We start from the raw sequence: 16,525 nt of genomic DNA, 5'->3' as shown, positions 1-16,525 counted from the left end.
CTCCACCGCCCGGGGGATCGGCGGTGGAGGGTTCGTGGTGTCACGGCACTAGGCCGGACCTCGCATCACTACGCGATCGTCACTTGGTGGCGATCTTCTGCCCGACGAGGATCATGTCCGCGTTCGGGATGTACTTCGCGTTCAGGTCCTGCAGCTTCTGGTAGCCGCCGGTGACGCTGAACTGCTTGGCGATCTTGGACAGCGTGTCGCCCGCCACGACGGTGTAGTCACCGGACGGGTTCGAGCTGCTCACGCCGGCCGCCGACGGAGCCGCCGGGGTCGCCTTCTTCGGGGTCGCGGAGGCCGCCGGGGCGCTCTTCTTCGGAGTCACCTTCTTGGGCGTGGTGGTCTTCGCGGTCCGCGGGGCCGTCGACGAACCGCCGCCGGCCTTCTTGCCGCAGACCGGCCAGGCGCCGATGCCCTGGCCCTGCAGAACGCGCTCGGCCACGGCGATCTGCTGCTCACGCGACGCGCCCTGCGCGCTGCCGGTGCCGCCGTAGGCCTTCCAGGTGCTCTGCGTGAACTGCAGGCCGCCGTAGTAGCCGTTGCCGGTGTTGATGCTCCAGTTGCCGCCGCTCTCACACTGCGCGATGGCGTCCCAGTTCGTCGCCGACGCGGGGGTCGCGGCGATTGCGAGGGGAGCGCCGACCGCGATGCCCGCGATGGCGACGCGAGCGACGGTGCGGGTGGCAGCGGACATCTTGCGGTGCTTGCCTCGGTAAGACATCTGAATGCTTCTCAGGCTTCCCTGCGCCTACGAGACTTGTGCTGAGGGTCAGGATCGGGGTCCTGGCGCCGGCCCTCTCAGACCGGCGGACGGCTCCGACGCACGACGCGTCGTCCTCGTCCCCTCGTCCCTGTCCGGAAATGCTTTCGCTCGGGGTATGGGTCCGGGGATCCGTCGGACAGGGCTAGGCGCTACGGATTCCCGGTGGTGCTGACTGGTCGGGGCCAGCCGATTAGCGACGGTACGTAACGATGACCGTGATCGGAAATTATTCGGGGCGTGACCTACGTCACAGTAACAGCACGCAACCCCCGTCGATGCGGGTGTCTGCGCAGGTCAGAGGGCCGTTATCTGTCCGTTTCCTTGCCGAGACAAAGCACGGATCGTGAGGCTTGCATCACGTGTTTTGCGCTGTGAATGGCCCTTTCGTGCCGCCTGGTTCACGAATGGGGGGCGCATCTTATGGAGTCCCTCGGTGGTTCGCCAGACTTGACAGCAGGCTGCAGGCGTCCCACCAGTCACTCCTGTCCCACCTGTTCGGGCGGTTTACGACCACGGTCGGAGGTGCCCGGCCGGGCACCTCGCGCCGGCAGAGGCGACAGACGGTGTCCGACCAGGCGAGACGGGTCACCGGACGGAGTGGGAACGACCGCGGATTCAGCCTCCCGCGAACGCCCGGATGCGGTGAGGCGCCACGCCGGGGCGCCGGACCCGCGTCGGCGAGCGGTCGGCCGTCGTACCCGAACGGTCGGCGGATATCGGGGGAGCGGAACTCGCGTACGCAGGTGGACGGCTCGCGCACCCGGGCGGTCGGCGCACCTGTCCATGGGCGCGACGCCCTATGTAGAGGAGAAGGTCAGCCGCCGGCGAAGGGCGGGAGGACGTCCAGCTCGGCGCCGTCGGTGAGCTTGCGGGTCAGGTCCCGCACCGCGACGCCGTCCAGCAGGTAGCTGACCGCGTCGAGCACCCGGGGCAGGCCGACGGGGTGGAGGCGGCGCAGCTCGGCCACGGCGTCGGCGACGGAAGCGGTCGAAGGCAGCTGCACCTTCTCCTCTTCTTCTCCGGCCGCGGCGCGCGCCGCCGCGAAGTACCGCACCACGATGGTCAGGGTGCTCATCTCAGCCGCCGATCGCGCTCATCGGCCGGATCGGCTGCGCGAACCCGGCGTCGTTGATCTCGTGTCCCGCGAGCTTGCCCCACATGGTGGCCCGCCAGGCGTCCGCGACCTCTTCATCGCGCGCGCCCGCGCGCACGAGGGCCCGCAAGTCGGTCTCGTCGTTGCTGAACAGGCAGGAGCGCACCGCGCCGTCCGCGGTCAGCCGCGTCCGCTCGCAGGCCGAGCAGAACGGCCGGGTCACCGACGCGATCACGCCGACGTCGCCGGGGCCGCCGTCGACCAGCCAGCGCTCGGCCGGCGCCCCGCCGCGCTTGGCCGGGAACGGCGAGAGCGAGAACTCCGCCTGGAGCATCCCGAGGATCTCCGACGCGGTGATCATCTCGCCGCGGTTCCAGCCGTGCTGGGCGTCGAGCGGCATCTGCTCGATGAACCGCAGGTGGTAGCCCTCGGCGAGGCAGAACTTCAGCAGGGACACGGCTTCGGTCTCGTTCACGCCCCGCATGAGCACGGCGTTGACCTTCACCGGCGACATCCCGGCGTCGCGTGCGGCGGCCATGCCGGCCAGCACGTGCGAGAGCCGGTCGCGGCGGGTGATCTCGAAGAAGGTCGCGGGTTCGACGGTGTCGAGCGAGACGTTGATCCGGGCCAGCCCGGCCGCGGCGAGGGCCGGAGCGCGCTTGGCGAGGCCGATCCCGTTGGTCGTCATGGACAACCGGGGCCGCGGTTCGAGCTCGGTGATCCGCGCGACGAGGTCTTCGAGGCCGGGCCGCAGCAGCGGCTCGCCGCCGGTGAGCCGGATGTCGGTGACGCCGAGCCGTTCGACGGCGATCCGCATCAGCCGGACCAGCTCGTCGTCGGTCAGCACCTGGTCGCCCGGCATCCAGTCGAGGCCCTCGGCGGGCATGCAGTACGTGCACCGCAGATTGCACCGGTCGGTCAGGGAAACCCGCAGATCGGTGGCCACCCGGCCGAAAGTGTCGATGAGCCGCGGGTTCTCGGGTCTGGGCACGCCGGACGAACCTCGTGTAGCGGGGACGCGAGGAAACCCGAGATCTACTGCCGTCATTACGCCCAGCCTAACTCCGGATCGTGCGAAGTGAGCAGATCGCTAGGATACTTCGCGCGGCGAGTGGTTCAGTGGCCGAACTATCCGGAGCCGGGAGAAGGGCGCGTGATGTCGGACACCACGGAAAAGACGTACCCGGTCGGCGAAGAGGAACTCTTCCGCTTCGCGGAATTGGGTCGCGAAGGCAGCACGCTCACCGTCCTGCGGCACGCCAGGATCGCCGAGCGGATGGGCCTGTCCGGCACCGACCACAAGACGTTCGACCTGGTCGGCCAGGCCGACGGGCCGCTGACCGCCGGCCGGATCGCCGAGCTCACCGGGCTGTCCACCGGCGCGGTGACCGGCGTCATCGACCGGTTGGAGAAGGTCGGGCTGGTCCGCCGGGTCCGCGACCCCGAGGACCGGCGCAAGGTCCTCGTCGAGGTCGTGCCCGGGGCCTCCGAGCGCTACGCGCCGCTCTTCCAGTCGGCCTTCGACTGGCTTCGCGAGATGCTCGCGCAGTTCTCACCGGCCGAGCGAAAAGTCATCGAGCGTTATCAGAATGTCATGCTCGAACAGCTGCGCACCGAGATCATGCACAATTCGCGCCCCGCATAGCTTTTCCTCAAGTGCGGCGATAATGTCTGCGCCATGCCGCAATTTCGGTTGTCCGAGGCAGCACGCCTGCTCGGGGTCAGTGACGACACCGTGCGCCGCTGGGTGCGCGCGGGCCAGCTGACCGCCACCGACGACGCCGCCGGCCGCAAGGTCGTGGACGGTGCCCAGCTGGCCGGGTTCGCCCGGGCCCAGGCGAGCGGCCCCGACGACCCGTCCTCGGTCGGCCGCTCCGCCCGCAACAAGTTCGTCGGGCTGGTCACCGAGGTCGTCGCCGACAAGGTGATGGCCCAGGTGGAACTGCAGTGCGGGGCACACCGTGTGGTGTCCCTGATGAGTACCGAAGCCGTTCGCGAGCTGGGCCTGCGCCCAGGGGTGCTCGCGGTCGCGGTGGTCAAGGCCACCACCGTCGTGGTGGAGACACCGGAAGGAAATCGATGAAGAACGCTTTTCGGGGGTCCGGGTGGCGAAGCCCCCGGCCCGGGGCGAAGCCCCGGTTGTCACAGCTCGCTCTCGCCGTCGCGGCCGTCGCCCTGTTCGCGGGCGCGTGCAGCAGCTCGGACGAGCCCAGCACGCAGACCGGCGGGTCGTCGGTCTCCGCGCCCGCGCCCAAGGGCACCGGTGACGCCGGTGGCACGCTGACCGTGTTCGCCGCCGCGTCCCTCACCGAGTCGTTCACCGCGCTCGGCAAGGAGTTCGAAGCCGCGCACCCCGGCGTGACCGTGAAGTTCAGCTTCGCCGGTTCGTCCGGTCTGGTCCAGCAGCTGACCAACGGCGCGAAGGCCGACGTCTTCGCCTCCGCGGACCAGGCCAACATGGACAAGGCCACCCAGGGCGGGGTGATCGACGGCCAGCCGACCGTGTTCGCCACCAACAAGCTCGCCATCGCCGTCGCCCCCGGCAATCCCAAGGGCATCAAGTCCTTCGCCGACCTGAACAAGGCCGGGCTGACCGTGGTGACCTGCGCCGCGCAGGTGCCGTGCGGCTCGGCGACGAAGAAGGTCGAGACGAGCACCGGCGTCACGCTCAAGCCGAAGAGCGAGGAGCAGGACGTCAAGCAGGTGCTGGCCAAGGTCCAGTCCGGCGACGCCGACGCGGGCCTGGTGTACGTCACCGACGCCACCTCCGCCGCGGGCAAGGTCGACAAGGTCGACTTCCCCGAGGCGAGCGGCGCGATCAACAACTACCCGATCGCCGCGGTCAAGGGCGGCCAGAGCGCCCTGGCCAAGGAGTTCGACGAGTTCGTGCTCGGCACGGAGGGCAAGACCGAGCTGGCCAAGGTCGGGTTCGGCCCTGCGGCGTAACCGTCTCGCGAACGGCCGGCCGGGGCGCTCCCCGGCCGGCCGTTCGCGGGTTCCGTGGGTGCTCGCCGTGCCCGCCACGCTGGCGCTGGCGCTGGTCGTGCTCCCCGTCGTCGGGCTGCTGGTGCGCTCCGACCTCACGCGGTTCCCCGCGCTGATCGTCACGCCGTCGTCGTTGCACGCGCTGCGGCTGTCGCTGATCACGGCCGCGCTGTCCACTGTGGCCTGCGTGCTGCTCGGGGTGCCGCTGGCCGTCGTGCTCGCCCGCGCCCGGTTCGCCGGCGTCCGCCTGCTGCGCTCGATCGTGCTGCTGCCACTGGTGCTGCCCCCGGTCGTCGGCGGGCTCGCGCTGCTCTACCTGCTCGGCCGCAAGGGCTTCCTCGGCATGCTGATCACCACGCTGACCGGGGAGTCGGTGCCGTTCACCACGACCGCGGTGGTCATCGCGCAGACGTTCGTCGCGATGCCGTTCCTCGTGGTCAGCCTCGAAGGGGCGCTGCGCGGCTCCGGCGACCGTTTCGAGCAGGTCGCCGCGACGCTCGGCGCGCGACCCTGGACCGTCTTCCGCCGGGTCACGCTGCCGCTGCTGCTGCCCGCGCTCGGCTCCGGCGTCGTCCTCAGCTTCGCCCGCGCGCTCGGCGAGTTCGGCGCGACGATCACCTTCGCCGGCAGCCTCGAAGACGTCACGCGCACGCTCCCGCTCGAGGTCTACACGCAGGCCGAAGTGGACGTCGACAGCGCGGTGGCGCTCGCGCTGCTGCTGATCATCGTGGCGGTCGTCGTGATCGCCCTCGCGCGGCCGCGCTCGTGGGAAGGCGGCCTGCGATGAGCCTGGCCGCCCGGATCGACGTCGTCCGCGGCGCGTTCGAACTCGAAGTGGACCTCGACGTGCCCACCGGGACGGTGCTGGCGCTGCTGGGCCCGAACGGCTCCGGCAAGTCGACGGTCCTCGGCTGCCTCGCCGGGCTGGTCGCGCCCCGGTCCGCGGAGATCACCGTGGCCGGGCGGGCGCTGGCCGAGCTGGCGCCGCACCGGCGGGGCATCGGCCTGCTCTCGCAGGACGCCCTGCTCTTCCCGCACCTGTCCGCGGTGGACAACGTCGCGTTCTCGCCGCGCTCGACCGGCGCCGGCCGCCGCGCCGCCCGCGACCTCGCCTACTTCTGGCTGGCCGAAGTGGACGCCGTCGAGCTCGCCGACCGGCGGCCCGGCCAGCTGTCCGGCGGGCAGGCCCAGCGCGTCGCGATCGCCCGGGCGCTCGCCGCCCAGCCGGACCTGCTGCTGCTCGACGAGCCGTTCGCCGCCCTCGACGTCGATGCCGCGCCCGCGATCCGCGGCCTGCTGCGGCGCGTGCTGAAGACCGGCCCGACGACCGTCCTGGTCACGCACGACCCGCTCGACGCGCTCGCGCTCGCCGACCACGTCGCGGTGATGAACGACGGCCGGATCGTCGAACGCGGCCCGACCCGTGACGTGCTGTCCGCCCCGCGAACGCCGTTCACCGCGCGGATCGCCGGCCTCAACCTGATCGCCGGCACGGCGGTCGAGAACGGTCTGCGCACGGCGTCCGGTGCCGTCGTGTCCGGCATCCCGGCGGCCGACGTGGTCCAGGGTGAGCCGGCGGTCGCGGTGTTCCCGCCGAACGCCGTCGCCGTCTACGCCGGTGACGGCGAGCACCGGGGGAGCCCGCGCAACACCGCCGACGCCGTCGTCGCCGCGCTGGAGCCGCACGGCCCGGTGATCCGCGTCCGGGCCGAGGGCGACGGCTGGGCGCACGGCCTCACCGCCGACCTCACCCCGGCCGCCGTCGCCGACCTGGCCCTGGAGCCCGGCACAGCGGTGACGCTGTCGGTGAAAGCCGCCACGGTCAGCGTGCACCCGGCCGCCACTTCCTGAGCCTGCCGCGGCTTGTCGTGAGTGTTTAGGGCGGTTAGAACCGCCCTAAACACTCACGAGGGCCGCGGCAGCCCGCTCAGCCGTCGTGGTGGTGGCTGCCGCGGCGTTGAGCAGCAGCGCGACCCGGACGTGGTCGTGGTCCTCCGGCAGCGTCGAACCGTGCACCAGCCGCCGGCCGCGGGCAGTTCCGTGGGCACCGGCAGCAGGCCGTCGTCGGTGCCGATCAGGCGGACGGCGTCGTTCACCGGCCCGTTGTCCTCGTCGACCAGGTTCAGCGTGTAGAACCGCGAGTCGGGCCGAGCGCGTCTTCGTCGTCGTCGCGGATCAGGTACATCCCGGCGAGGCCCGTGTGGACGGTGAAGCGCGTGATCGCCATCGCGTGGTCGTGGTACCAGAGCGGCATCGCGGGCTGGACGTTCTGATCGAGTAGCCGGGCCGGCCGGCCCGTCCGCCACCGGGCCCTGCAAGGCGACGAGCGGAAACTCGCCGTCGATTTGATTCGACCACGAAATCCGCAGTTGTTCACCGGTGCGCACTTCGATCATCGGACCCGGGAAATGTCCCGCGTACGTCCACAATGTACTCGGCGGTAACTGCGAGTGCAGTCGCTGGTGCTCTGTCGCCATCGGAATGGTGATCGAGGCGTGTCCCCAGGAATGCGGCCGGAGCGCCGGCGGAACACGCAGCGGGTCGAGGAACTTGGTGAGCCCCCAGTTCGGCGCGGTGTCCGGCCCGGTCGTCGCCGGGCGCTCGATGATTTCGGTCATGCGATTTCTTCCCCTCGCGGTGCGGGGCAGGACGAATTGCGCCACGACGTTTCCGTCGACGACGTGTGCGATGAATTTCCCCGAACCTCCTCGGTGGCCGGGCACGCGACTCCCCTCGCGAAACCGGCAATTCCCACCGTATCGCCTTTCGACGACGAACGCAGGTGTCTCGCGCGCGTGATAGGTTTCGCCCATGGATGAGCGCCGGTGGACGTATCTCTCCGACATGGACGGCGTCCTGGTGAAGGAGGAGCACCTCGTTCCCGGGGCCGACGAGTTCCTCGCCGAGCTGAAGGCGAACGGCATCGACTTCCTGGTGCTGACCAACAACTCGATCTACACCCCGCGTGACCTGCGGGCGCGGCTCGAGCGCACCGGGCTCGACATCCCCGAAGAGGCGATCTGGACGTCGGCGCTGGCGACGGCGAAGTTCCTCTCGTCGCAGCGGCCCAACGGCTCGGCGTACGTCATCGGCGAAGCGGGCCTGACGACGGCGCTGCACGAGGTCGGCTACGTCCTGACCGAGCGCGACCCGGACTACGTCGTGCTGGGCGAGACCCGCACGTACAGCTTCAGCGCCATCACGCGCGCGATCCGGCTGATCGAGGGCGGTGCGAAGTTCATCGCCACCAACCCGGACGCGACCGGCCCGAGCGTCGAGGGCTCGATGCCCGCCACCGGTTCCGTCGCGGCGCTGATCGAGAAGGCCACCGGGCGCTCGCCGTACTACGTCGGCAAGCCGAACCCGTTGATGATGCGCTCGGCGTTGCGCCGATTGGGTGCGCATTCGGAGTCGACGCTGATGATCGGCGACCGGATGGACACCGACGTGCACTCGGGCATCGAAGCCGGGTTGCAGACGATTCTGGTGCTCACCGGCATCTCCACCAGGGAGTCGGCCGAACGCTATCCGTACCGGCCCACTCTCGTGCTCGACTCCATCGCCGACCTGATCGGGAAGACGACCGACCCATTCGGGGAAGGCTGATCGAGACCCCATCGCGAGCAGGGCTTATCGTCACCGGATGAGCAACTCCACGTACGTGGTGGGCGACGTGCATGGCCACCGGGACGAACTGGCCGAAGCACTGCGCGCCGAGGGGTTGGTGGACGACGAAGACAACTGGTCAGGGGGCGAGGACCAGCTCTGGTTCCTCGGTGACTTCGTCGACCGCGGGCCGGACGGCGTCGGCGCCATCGACCTGGTCATCCAGCTCGAAGAGCAGGCGGCGGAAGCCGGCGGCCAGGTCCAGACGCTGCTGGGCAACCACGAGATCCTCGCGCTCGGCATGTACCACTTCGGCGACCAGCCGGTGCCGTCCGACTTCGGGCCGCGCAGCTTCGCCCGCAGCTGGGAGATCAACGGCGGCCTGCTGTCGGACCAGGACCGGCTGACCCCGGAGCACATCGAGTGGCTGACCGCCCGGCCCCTGGCCGCGCTCGCCGCCGACCACCTGCTCCTGCATTCGGACACCCTCGAGTACCTCGACTGGGGGGATTCGGTCGAGGCGATCAACGACTCCGCCCGCGAGATCCTGATGGGTTCGGACATCGAGTCGTGGTGGGACGTCTGGCGCCGCATGACGACCCGCTACGCGTTCCGCGGCCCGGAAGGCGAGGAGAACGCCCAGAAGCTGATGGACGCCCTGGGCGGCTCGCGCATCATCCACGGGCACAGCGTCATCGCGGATCAGCTGGGCATCCACCCCACGCAGATCGAGGGCCCGTTCCTGTACGCGGGCGGCAAGGCCCTGGGCGTCGACGGCGGCCTGTTCGTCGGCGGGCCGTGCCTGGTGGTGAAGCTGCCGTACGAGCCGGAGTCGTGATCAGGGGAGCTCGACGATCTCCTTGCCGAGCGGCATCAGGGACACCGGGATCATCTTGAAGTTCGCCACGCCCAGCGGGATGCCGATGATCGTGACGCACAGCGCGATGCCGGTGAAGACGTGCCCGATCGCCAGCCACAGCCCGGCGAAGAGGAACCAGATCACGTTGCCGACGAAGGACGGCGCGCCCGCCTCGCGGCGGTCGACGACCGTGCGGCCGAACGGCCAGAGCGCATAGCGGGCGATCCGGAACGACGCGAGCCCGAACGGGATCGTGATGATCAGGACGCAGCAGATCACACCCGCGACCAGGTAGCCCAGCGCCATCCAGAAGCCGCACAGCACGAGCCAGATGATGTTCAGCAGCGTACGCATCAGACGTGCAGCTCCCCGCTCACGACGGTCACGGCCTGGCCGGACAGGTGGACCCGGTCGCCGTCCTGGCGGGTCCGGACGATCCCGCCGCGCGCCGACACCTGCGCGCCGGTGAGTTCGGTTTTGTTCAGTCGCCCGGACCAGTACGGCGACAGGACGCAGTGCGCCGAGCCGGTGACGGGATCTTCGTCGACGCCCACGCCGGGACCGAAGAACCGGCTGACGTAGTCGACACCGTCGACGTCACCCGCGGCGGTGACGAGCAGCCGGCCCTTCCAGGTGGCCTTCAGCGCTTTCAGGTCGGGCTCGAGGGTCCGGACGGCCTTGGCGTCCGGGAGGACGGCGAAGAGGTTGTCGACCCCGCGCCCGGTGCGCTCGATCTCGACGCCGGGCAGGATCGCGCGCAAGTCGTCGCCGGACGTCGTGGGCGGATCGGAGGGGAAGTCCAGCTCGACCCAGCCGCCGGCGGCCTTCGCGCGCAGCTCGCCGCTGAGGGTGGCGTAGACCTGCTCGCCGCCGAGGACGTGCGTGGTGGCGACGGTGGCGTGCCCGCACAGCGCGACTTCGGCCGCCGGCGTGAACCACCGCAACGACTTCGGCCCCTCGCCTTCGTCTCCGCCGACGACGACAAAAGCGGTCTCGGAGTGCCGCATCTCCGCGGCGACGGCCTGCATCCAGGTCGCATCGGCGGGCGCGTCGAGGAGCACGACCCCGGCGGAGTTCCCGGCGAAGGCCCGGTCGGTGAAGGCGTCGACGATGAAGAAGCGCATGCTTCCACTGTATCCAGGGCTTTTGGCCCGTGGTGGTGACGCTTTTCTCGCATCACCAGGGCAACCCCTTAGGGGTCCTGGAGGTCAGGCGTCGCGCTCTTCTCGCGTCCGGCTCGGGTTCCGGCTACGGCCGACGGTCGATCACGCGATCGTCTCGCGGTCCGGCTATGGCCGGTGGGTGGGTCGCGCGGTTGTCTCGTGGTGGGGTCGGCGTTGTGGCTTGGGGTCAGGTTTCGCCGACGGCCGGTCGTGCGGTCGTCTCGCGGTCGGCGTTGCGGCTTGGGGTCAGGCTTCGCCGATGGTCGGCCGGACGATCTTCTCGCCGTCCGGCCCGCGTTCCGGCTTGAGGTCGAAGATGTCTTCCTCGAGCTGGATCTTGTTCTTGTGTTCCTTGTCGTCTTCCTTCTTCTTGCCGGCGCCGGCCCCAGCCGCGCCCGCGCCGCCGGCCTTCCCCTTGGCCGCGGCAGCCGCGGTGGCGCCGCGCTCGAGCCGTTCACCGCTGCCCTTGGCGCCGGTCTTGCCACCCTCGCCGGCCGTCTCCTTCGGCCCCCCGGTGGCCCCGCCCCCGGAGACCCGCGACCCGGCGAACCCGCTCCCGGCCCGCCCGGCCCCGGACTTGCCGCGCGTGATGTCCCCACCGGCCCCACCGGCGCCGGTCGTCCCCCCGGGCATGGCAAGCCCATCGGGCCCCATCCGCGGGAAAGCACCGGCGGCCGGCGCGCCACGGAGCCCGGCGTTGCCACCACCGAAGCCCCCGGCGTTCCCGGTCCCGCTGGTGGCCCCGGGCGGAACGAAGGTGCTCGGCGGCGTCGCCCCGGGAGGCGTGGTGCCAGGAGGCGCGAAGCTCCCGCTGGTCCCGCCGGTGCCACCGACCCCGCTGAAGCCGCCTGTCCCACCGGTTCCGCCGGTGCCACCCGAGCCACCGATGGTGGGAGTGCCGGTGAAGCTGGTGCTGCTGGTCCCGTGGAACCCGCTGGCGGTGGTGCTGTCACCGGACCCCAGCTGCGGCGGGGGTGAGTAGGTGGGCTGGGTGCTGGCGGTCTCGTGGTAGGTGCCGTCGAGGCCCTGGAGAACTTGAACGGCCTGCTGATGCGCGGCATCGGCCTGCTGCTGCTTGGCCTGGATGCCGGTCATGGTGTTGCTCATGCCGACCAGATCGCCCGAGTTGTACTGCTGCTTCGCCTTGTCCATCTCGGCCTGCTGGTTGAACCCGGTGGGCTCGGGCATGTTCGTTTTGGCGTAGTAGGCCGCCGCGGACTGCTGCGAGTAGTGGTTCGACGCCAGCTGCATCGCGTTGCCGGTCTGTTCGGTGTGGCCGGCGGTGCTCTGGAAGAAGGTGTTCGCCTGGTCGGCGGCAGTTCCCTGCCACTGGCCGCCTGCTGCGGTGGCGGCGTCGCGGAACTGGTTGGAGGCGTCGGCCAGCCAGTTGCCGTAGGTGTTCGCCACCCGGCTGCGGTCGTTGAGATCCTCGAGGTCCAGGTTCTTGTGGACCATGTCGTACAACACTTCGTGCGGGCTGTTCGCGTAGTTTTCCCCGGGCGCGGGCGCATCTCCGCGCAGGGTTTGTCCTTCTTGCAGGACCTTTCCCTGGGCGACCGAATAGTCCGACGCGGCCTTCTGAGTGAGGCGCTGGCCGTCTTCGCCGTGTCCTTGAAGCTTCTGAGCGGTCTCCGCGTAGTAGTCACCCTCGGACTGGCGGTGCTGCGCCCGGTGCGGCTGACTCATGGCAGAACTCCGTCTCAGTTGGTCTTCGGCAGCAGGGGTTCGATCTTCTCCGCGAATCCTTCGACGAGCTTGCAGGCGTTGGCCGTGTCCGATCCCGAGGTCACCAGCACGAAGGCGCGAGAGTCGGGCTTCACGTCCAGCCACACGCCGCATTGCCCGGGCGACTGCTGTGGTTCGCGCACTTCGACCGCCGCACGGCCGTTGACCGTTCCGTCACTGGCCTGGCTCGGATTGCTGATGTTGTTCTTGTAGCCCCGGCCGGGTTGCAACGAGAGTGCGACATCCACCGCGCGCACGTCGCCGGCGGTCGGCTTGTTGGCGGCGCAGCTTTCCTTCGCGTCGGCGACGGTCGGCACCGCTGCCGGGAACCCTTGACCGCTGAGGCCTTGGTCGAGGAGCGAACACGGTTTCAGCGAGGCGAAGGAATCGCCCGGATCGCCGGACGGTGCGGTGGTGTCGGGCGCAGATGTGCTGCCGGCGGCTGAACTGGGGTTCGCCTGACCGCCGACCTGGCTGGTGCACGCGGCCAGGACCAACGCCGTGCCTGCGACGGCGGCCAGAACGGCCGGAATGCGTTGAGAGATCACTGACCCTGCAGATTCTTGTTCAGCTCGGTGAACGTCACGGCGTGAGCGCTCTCGGTTTCGCGGTAGTTCTTCCGCGCGATCACCATCGCTTCGCGCGCGTCTTCGACCCCGCTCCGCATGAGGAGGAGGTTGGGGATCAACGACTGTGGGTCGCCGTTGACCGCGGTCACGTTGAACCGGGCGACTGCCTGCGCGTAGGTGCTGCCCCCCATGCGCGCGGCGTCGGCGAGGATCTCCACGTCCCGAAGCATCTTGTCGTAGCCGTCGAGGAAGAAGTCGCAGGCTTTCAGGTAGGCCTGGAAGCCCTCTTCGTTCACGGCGAACTGGCCGTTGGTGGCGAGTTCCTTCAAGTGGCTGCCGCCCGCGTTGACCTGCTTCGCGGTCTCGGAATCCAGCGGCGCCGCTCCCAGGTTCGAGAGGAAGTTCGAACCGGCGTCACCGGCCGCCGCGGGTGGGGGTGTGAACGTGCCCGGTGCGCCGAACTGCGAACCGCCCATGACGCCCTCCCCGTCGTCCTGGGACCACCCAGCGTGGTCCCTCTGCACTGTACTAGTGACGAAGGGCCGGTGTCAGTGGCTCGCGCCACGCCCCTCGTGGAGCCAGCTGCGCAGGTGAGAACCATCCGAAGGGATGAACCGCAGTCGATCCTCGCCGCCGGGGAGGGGCTCGCTGAACATCAGGAAGCGGCCGCCGTCGTTGTCGACGAAGGTGGCTGCCCCGATCGGGTGAAGGGCACCTTGGCCGTGGCGGGCCGACAGCTCGACGGTGCCGTACCGGTGCAACGGCCAGGACGAGAACTCGGCCGCGGCCTCTTCGTCCCGGCGGGCGAGAGCCGGGCCGCGGACGAACGTCAGCTCCGCCAGGGGGACCGGCGGGTAGGCCGGCAGCATGCCGACGACCATGTCGACCAGGCGATCCGGACGGGTCTGGGCGAACAGGATCTCTTCGCCCACGAGTTCCGAAAAGACGCCCAGGCCGTGGCCGATCGTCGCTCGGTACAGGACCTGGCGGCCGTCGGCTATTTCTGCTGCTCGGACGATGATCAGGATCTCCGGCTGGGTCCACGACCTCAGCGTCTGCTCGACCTCGATGTCCAGCTTGTCCGGCCCCGCCAGGCCGCGAGCGCGCAGCGAATCCCACGAAGCCGCCGCCAGCCGGGCGTTTTCCTCGAGGGTGTGGCCCGCGCTGCGGATCTCGAACGGGTGCCAGTTCGCCGGGAGGCCGGTTCGCCGGACCGCGACGTCGACCTCGTTCAGCCCCAGGGCGAATTCCTCCGGCACGGTGCCGAGCGTAGCGGAACCGGCACCGGGCGCTCAGATGTCCAGCTGCCGCACGCCCGTCTCGCGCTGGGCGACGCCGGCCGCCCGGCCCGCCGTCGCGTGTCCCCGCAGCCGGACTATCTCGTGCGGCTGCAGCCCCACCGCCACGCCGAACGCCTCGACGTCCGCGAAACCGCCCTGACGCCGGCGCAGCTCCAGCGCCTGGTTCACCCGTTCCGGGGTCATCCCCGGCAAGCGCGCCAGCTCCGGTCCGGCGGCCGCGTTGACGTCGACCGGGACAACCGGCAGCGGAGCCGAAACCGGGGAAACAGCCGGCGGCGGCGCCAAAGCCGGCGCCAAAGCCGGCGCGTCGACCGGGACGTACGTCTCGACGATGTCGTTCTGCTGCACTTCACGCGTCGCCAGGCCGAGGGTGAATACACCCGTCCCGGCCGCCGTCCGCATCGCGATGCCGTCCCTCGCCACCGACAGGATCCGCAGGTCGGTCGCGACGACCGTGCTGCGCTCGTTGAACGTCGTGCCCACCGGGCGCAGCAGCCGGGCCCGCCTGCCGACCGTCAGCAGGTTGTTCGTCCGCCCGTCCGGCACCTCGACCGCGGCCACGACCGCGCCGTCGCCCAGGTCGCTGACGCCGTGGACGTGCGCCGTGCCCTCCCGGCGTTCCAGGAAGTCAGCAGACGGCTCGTCGTACGCCGTCAGCGCGTCGCCGGCCATCGGCGGGACGTCGCACTGGAAGCCGAGCAGCACCGTCCCCGGCTGTCCGGCGGGCAGCTCCGGGAGCGGCCCGGCCGGGCCGAACAGGCCCAGCACCCGCATCGGCTGGCCGACCGGACGCCCACCGCGGAACAACCCGGTCAACGCACCGAAACGCAGCACGCCACGCTCCGAGCGCACCTGCACGTGGAAGCCGGTCAGCTGGTCGTACGCCGGCGCGAGCACCGCGGCGACGCCGTCGTGCCGGCTCGTGTCCGGCCCGATCGTGTCGTCGGTGTAGAGCTCCAGCGCGTCGCCGGGGCCGAGGTCGGTGCGTCCGACGGCGACGAAGACGTCCTTCAGGAACCCCGCGTCGGTCACCGGCTCGACGTCGCTGGAGAAGAACTTCTTCCGCACCATGATCCCGAGGCGCAGGTTGTCCGCGAGGATCCGGTCGGCCCGCTTCAGCCGCGCGCGGGCGCCGCGGACCGCCCGGCCCGCGCTCACCTGGCCACCCGGCAGCTCGCCCAGGCCGGGCAGGGTGACGTTGGCGTTGAGCGCCTTGCCGAACTCGATCAGCCCGACCCTGATCTCGGTCACGACGTGGCGGCCAGGGTGACGCTGATCGACCGGTCGGCGTTGGTCCGCTCCGACTCGACGCGCATGCCCGACCGCGCCGCGCGCTCCTTCAGCCGCGTGAGCACCGCGCGCTGCACTTCGGCGCCGTACGCCTCGTCGACGGACAACACGAGACGCTCGGCCTCGGCCGGTGTCAGGCCCGGGCCGTCGACGTGTGCCAGCTGGACGCCGTCCGGGCCGTAGACGAACGTGATCCGCCGCCCCTCCCACGCCCCGGCGACGGCGTTCCCGTCGTCGGTGACCTGGGCGCGCAGCCCGGACAGCGCACGGGCCAGCAGATCGCGGTGCCGCATCCGGGTCCGCACGACGACGACGCCGGGCTGAGCCTGCGCGTGCGCGGCGATGGTGGCGGCGTTCAGCTGGGCCAGCGCTTCGCTGCGCAGCTTGAGCGTGACGCTCATCGGTGATCCCCTTCGAGCAGCGCTTCGAGTACTTCGGTGGTGGCGAACCCGTTCAGCTCCACCGATCCGTCGGTGGCGATCCGCAGTTCGAGCCGGTTCGGGGTGGCGAAGATCGACTCGTCGTAGCGGTCGGTCAGGAAGTGGAACCGCTGGTTCACCGAACCGATCCACGGCCGGGACGGCTCCGGGCGGTCAGCCAGAAAAGGCCCGTCCACCAGCAGATCCGTCGCCTCGAGCAGTTTCGACGGTGGCAGGTCTTCCAAGACGCGCCCGGTGAACGTCATCACCGAAAGCCCCGCCGCGCGCACCGCGGAAGCGAACGCGCCCAAGGGTTCCGGCTGGTCGAACGGCTCACCGCCGAGCAGCGTGACGCCTTCGACGCCCTTGATCGCCAGGACCCGTTCGGCCAGGTCCGGCCAGGGGAGAAGCGTGCCGCCGCGGGTCGTCCACGTCTGCGGGTTGAAGCAGCCGGGGCAGCGGACCGAGCAGCCCTGGGTCCACACCGCGCACCGCAGGCCGGGGCCCTCCGCGGCGGTGACGTCGACGATCCGGTGCAGGTTCAGGAGTTCCATGACGTCTGCTGCTGCGAAGCGGGGTTTTCCGCCTGCGCCGACGTGCGCCGGTAGTCCTCGGTGAACTCCGACGTCTCCGTCTCCGCGCCGAGCAGGTCCTCCAGCAGCGGGATGTAGTCGAGGCACTTCGAGCCGGTCACGCCGTGGGTTTCGGCGCTGATCGAGCCGTCCTTGCCGATGGTCACGGTCACG

Annotated in this window: 22 protein-coding genes; 7 read left to right on the top strand and 15 right to left on the bottom strand. The window is 70.3% G+C overall.

The window, feature by feature from the left end; genetic code table 11:
- Positions 1-79 precede the first annotated feature (79 nt).
- From OHS18_RS26135 to moaA, 3 genes are all read right to left on the bottom strand, one after another.
- Positions 80-727: a transglycosylase family protein gene (locus OHS18_RS26135; RefSeq protein WP_328448258.1), complete on the bottom strand. Its 648-nt coding sequence runs from the start codon at positions 725-727 to the stop codon at positions 80-82.
- Between the two features lie 856 nt (positions 728-1,583).
- Complete coding sequence (locus OHS18_RS26130; protein WP_328612719.1) at positions 1,584-1,844, bottom strand: MoaD/ThiS family protein; 261 nt, start codon at positions 1,842-1,844, stop codon at positions 1,584-1,586.
- 1 nt (position 1,845) lies between these two features.
- Complete coding sequence (moaA, locus tag OHS18_RS26125; protein ID WP_328612718.1) at positions 1,846-2,853, bottom strand: GTP 3',8-cyclase MoaA; 1,008 nt, start codon at positions 2,851-2,853, stop codon at positions 1,846-1,848.
- Positions 2,854-3,018: 165 nt separating this feature from the next.
- Here moaA and OHS18_RS26120 point away from each other — a divergent pair, with 165 nt between their 5' ends.
- The 5 genes from OHS18_RS26120 to OHS18_RS26100 are packed head-to-tail and all read left to right on the top strand — an operon-like array spanning position 3,019 to position 6,698.
- On the top strand, positions 3,019-3,507 hold the full coding sequence (locus OHS18_RS26120) for a MarR family winged helix-turn-helix transcriptional regulator (RefSeq protein WP_328448264.1): 489 nt from the start codon (positions 3,019-3,021) through the stop codon (positions 3,505-3,507).
- A gap of 33 nt (positions 3,508-3,540) precedes the next feature.
- Positions 3,541-3,945, top strand: a complete 405-nt coding sequence (locus tag OHS18_RS26115; RefSeq protein ID WP_328448266.1) for a TOBE domain-containing protein — start codon at positions 3,541-3,543, stop codon at positions 3,943-3,945.
- 56 nt (positions 3,946-4,001) lie between these two features.
- Positions 4,002-4,808: a molybdate ABC transporter substrate-binding protein gene (gene modA, locus OHS18_RS26110; RefSeq protein ID WP_328612717.1), complete on the top strand. Its 807-nt coding sequence runs from the start codon at positions 4,002-4,004 to the stop codon at positions 4,806-4,808.
- Positions 4,809-4,866: 58 nt separating this feature from the next.
- Positions 4,867-5,634, top strand: coding sequence for an ABC transporter permease (locus OHS18_RS26105; protein WP_328448270.1), 768 nt, complete (start codon positions 4,867-4,869; stop codon positions 5,632-5,634).
- Positions 5,631-6,698 carry a sulfate/molybdate ABC transporter ATP-binding protein gene (locus OHS18_RS26100; protein WP_328612716.1) on the top strand — a complete coding sequence of 356 codons (1,068 nt, stop codon included), beginning with the start codon at positions 5,631-5,633 and terminating at the stop codon, positions 6,696-6,698. Before OHS18_RS26105 ends, OHS18_RS26100 begins: the two co-directional genes overlap by 4 nt.
- A 53-nt stretch (positions 6,699-6,751) precedes the next feature.
- Here the strand turns inward: OHS18_RS26100 and OHS18_RS26095 are convergent, their stop codons facing one another.
- Positions 6,752-6,943, bottom strand: coding sequence for a hypothetical protein (locus OHS18_RS26095; RefSeq protein WP_328618741.1), 192 nt, complete (start codon positions 6,941-6,943; stop codon positions 6,752-6,754).
- Positions 6,944-6,969: 26 nt separating this feature from the next.
- Positions 6,970-7,101 carry a hypothetical protein gene (locus tag OHS18_RS26090; RefSeq protein WP_328618740.1) on the bottom strand — a complete coding sequence of 44 codons (132 nt, stop codon included), beginning with the start codon at positions 7,099-7,101 and terminating at the stop codon, positions 6,970-6,972.
- A gap of 557 nt (positions 7,102-7,658) precedes the next feature.
- On the opposite strand from OHS18_RS26090, the gene OHS18_RS26085 reads away from it, so the two are divergent.
- Both OHS18_RS26085 and OHS18_RS26080 read left to right on the top strand, forming a co-directional pair.
- The gene (locus OHS18_RS26085) at positions 7,659-8,453 is read left to right on the top strand and encodes an HAD-IIA family hydrolase (RefSeq protein WP_328448276.1); all 795 of its coding nucleotides are present in this window, start codon (positions 7,659-7,661) and stop codon (positions 8,451-8,453) included.
- 37 nt (positions 8,454-8,490) lie between these two features.
- On the top strand, positions 8,491-9,291 hold the full coding sequence (locus tag OHS18_RS26080; RefSeq protein ID WP_328448278.1) for a metallophosphoesterase: 801 nt from the start codon (positions 8,491-8,493) through the stop codon (positions 9,289-9,291).
- Here the strand turns inward: OHS18_RS26080 and OHS18_RS26075 are convergent, their stop codons facing one another.
- The 10 genes from OHS18_RS26075 to OHS18_RS26030 form a co-directional block, all read right to left on the bottom strand.
- Positions 9,292-9,666 carry a YccF domain-containing protein gene (locus OHS18_RS26075; protein ID WP_328612715.1) on the bottom strand — a complete coding sequence of 125 codons (375 nt, stop codon included), beginning with the start codon at positions 9,664-9,666 and terminating at the stop codon, positions 9,292-9,294.
- Positions 9,666-10,436, bottom strand: a complete 771-nt coding sequence (locus tag OHS18_RS26070; RefSeq protein ID WP_328612714.1) for a PhzF family phenazine biosynthesis protein — start codon at positions 10,434-10,436, stop codon at positions 9,666-9,668. The genes OHS18_RS26075 and OHS18_RS26070 overlap by 1 nt, the downstream gene beginning before the upstream one ends.
- 285 nt (positions 10,437-10,721) lie before the next feature.
- The gene (locus OHS18_RS26065; RefSeq protein ID WP_328612713.1) at positions 10,722-12,161 is read right to left on the bottom strand and encodes a hypothetical protein; all 1,440 of its coding nucleotides are present in this window, start codon (positions 12,159-12,161) and stop codon (positions 10,722-10,724) included.
- 14 nt (positions 12,162-12,175) lie between these two features.
- The gene (locus OHS18_RS26060; protein ID WP_328612712.1) at positions 12,176-12,748 is read right to left on the bottom strand and encodes a DUF3558 family protein; all 573 of its coding nucleotides are present in this window, start codon (positions 12,746-12,748) and stop codon (positions 12,176-12,178) included.
- Positions 12,745-13,245 (bottom strand): hypothetical protein, encoded by a 501-nt coding sequence (locus tag OHS18_RS26055; protein WP_328448287.1) that lies wholly within the window; start codon positions 13,243-13,245, stop codon positions 12,745-12,747. Before OHS18_RS26055 ends, OHS18_RS26060 begins: the two co-directional genes overlap by 4 nt.
- 72 nt (positions 13,246-13,317) lie before the next feature.
- Positions 13,318-14,028: an ESX secretion-associated protein EspG gene (locus tag OHS18_RS26050; protein ID WP_328448288.1), complete on the bottom strand. Its 711-nt coding sequence runs from the start codon at positions 14,026-14,028 to the stop codon at positions 13,318-13,320.
- Positions 14,029-14,061: 33 nt separating this feature from the next.
- Complete coding sequence (locus tag OHS18_RS26045) at positions 14,062-15,321, bottom strand: helix-hairpin-helix domain-containing protein (RefSeq protein WP_328612711.1); 1,260 nt, start codon at positions 15,319-15,321, stop codon at positions 14,062-14,064.
- On the bottom strand, positions 15,318-15,761 hold the full coding sequence (locus tag OHS18_RS26040) for a hypothetical protein (protein WP_328612710.1): 444 nt from the start codon (positions 15,759-15,761) through the stop codon (positions 15,318-15,320). The genes OHS18_RS26045 and OHS18_RS26040 overlap by 4 nt, the downstream gene beginning before the upstream one ends.
- On the bottom strand, positions 15,758-16,333 hold the full coding sequence (locus OHS18_RS26035; RefSeq protein WP_328612709.1) for a 4Fe-4S single cluster domain-containing protein: 576 nt from the start codon (positions 16,331-16,333) through the stop codon (positions 15,758-15,760). Before OHS18_RS26035 ends, OHS18_RS26040 begins: the two co-directional genes overlap by 4 nt.
- A complete protein-coding gene (locus OHS18_RS26030; protein ID WP_328448295.1) occupies positions 16,321-16,524 on the bottom strand; it encodes a DUF2997 domain-containing protein in 204 nt (67 codons plus the stop codon). The genes OHS18_RS26035 and OHS18_RS26030 overlap by 13 nt, the downstream gene beginning before the upstream one ends.
- Position 16,525 lies beyond the last annotated feature (1 nt).

This window comes from Amycolatopsis sp. NBC_00355, from assembly GCF_036104975.1.
Lineage (GTDB): Bacteria > Actinomycetota > Actinomycetes > Mycobacteriales > Pseudonocardiaceae > Amycolatopsis.
The sequence above is the reverse complement of the archived record's forward strand: the minus strand, read 5'-3'. Positions and strand labels throughout refer to the sequence as shown.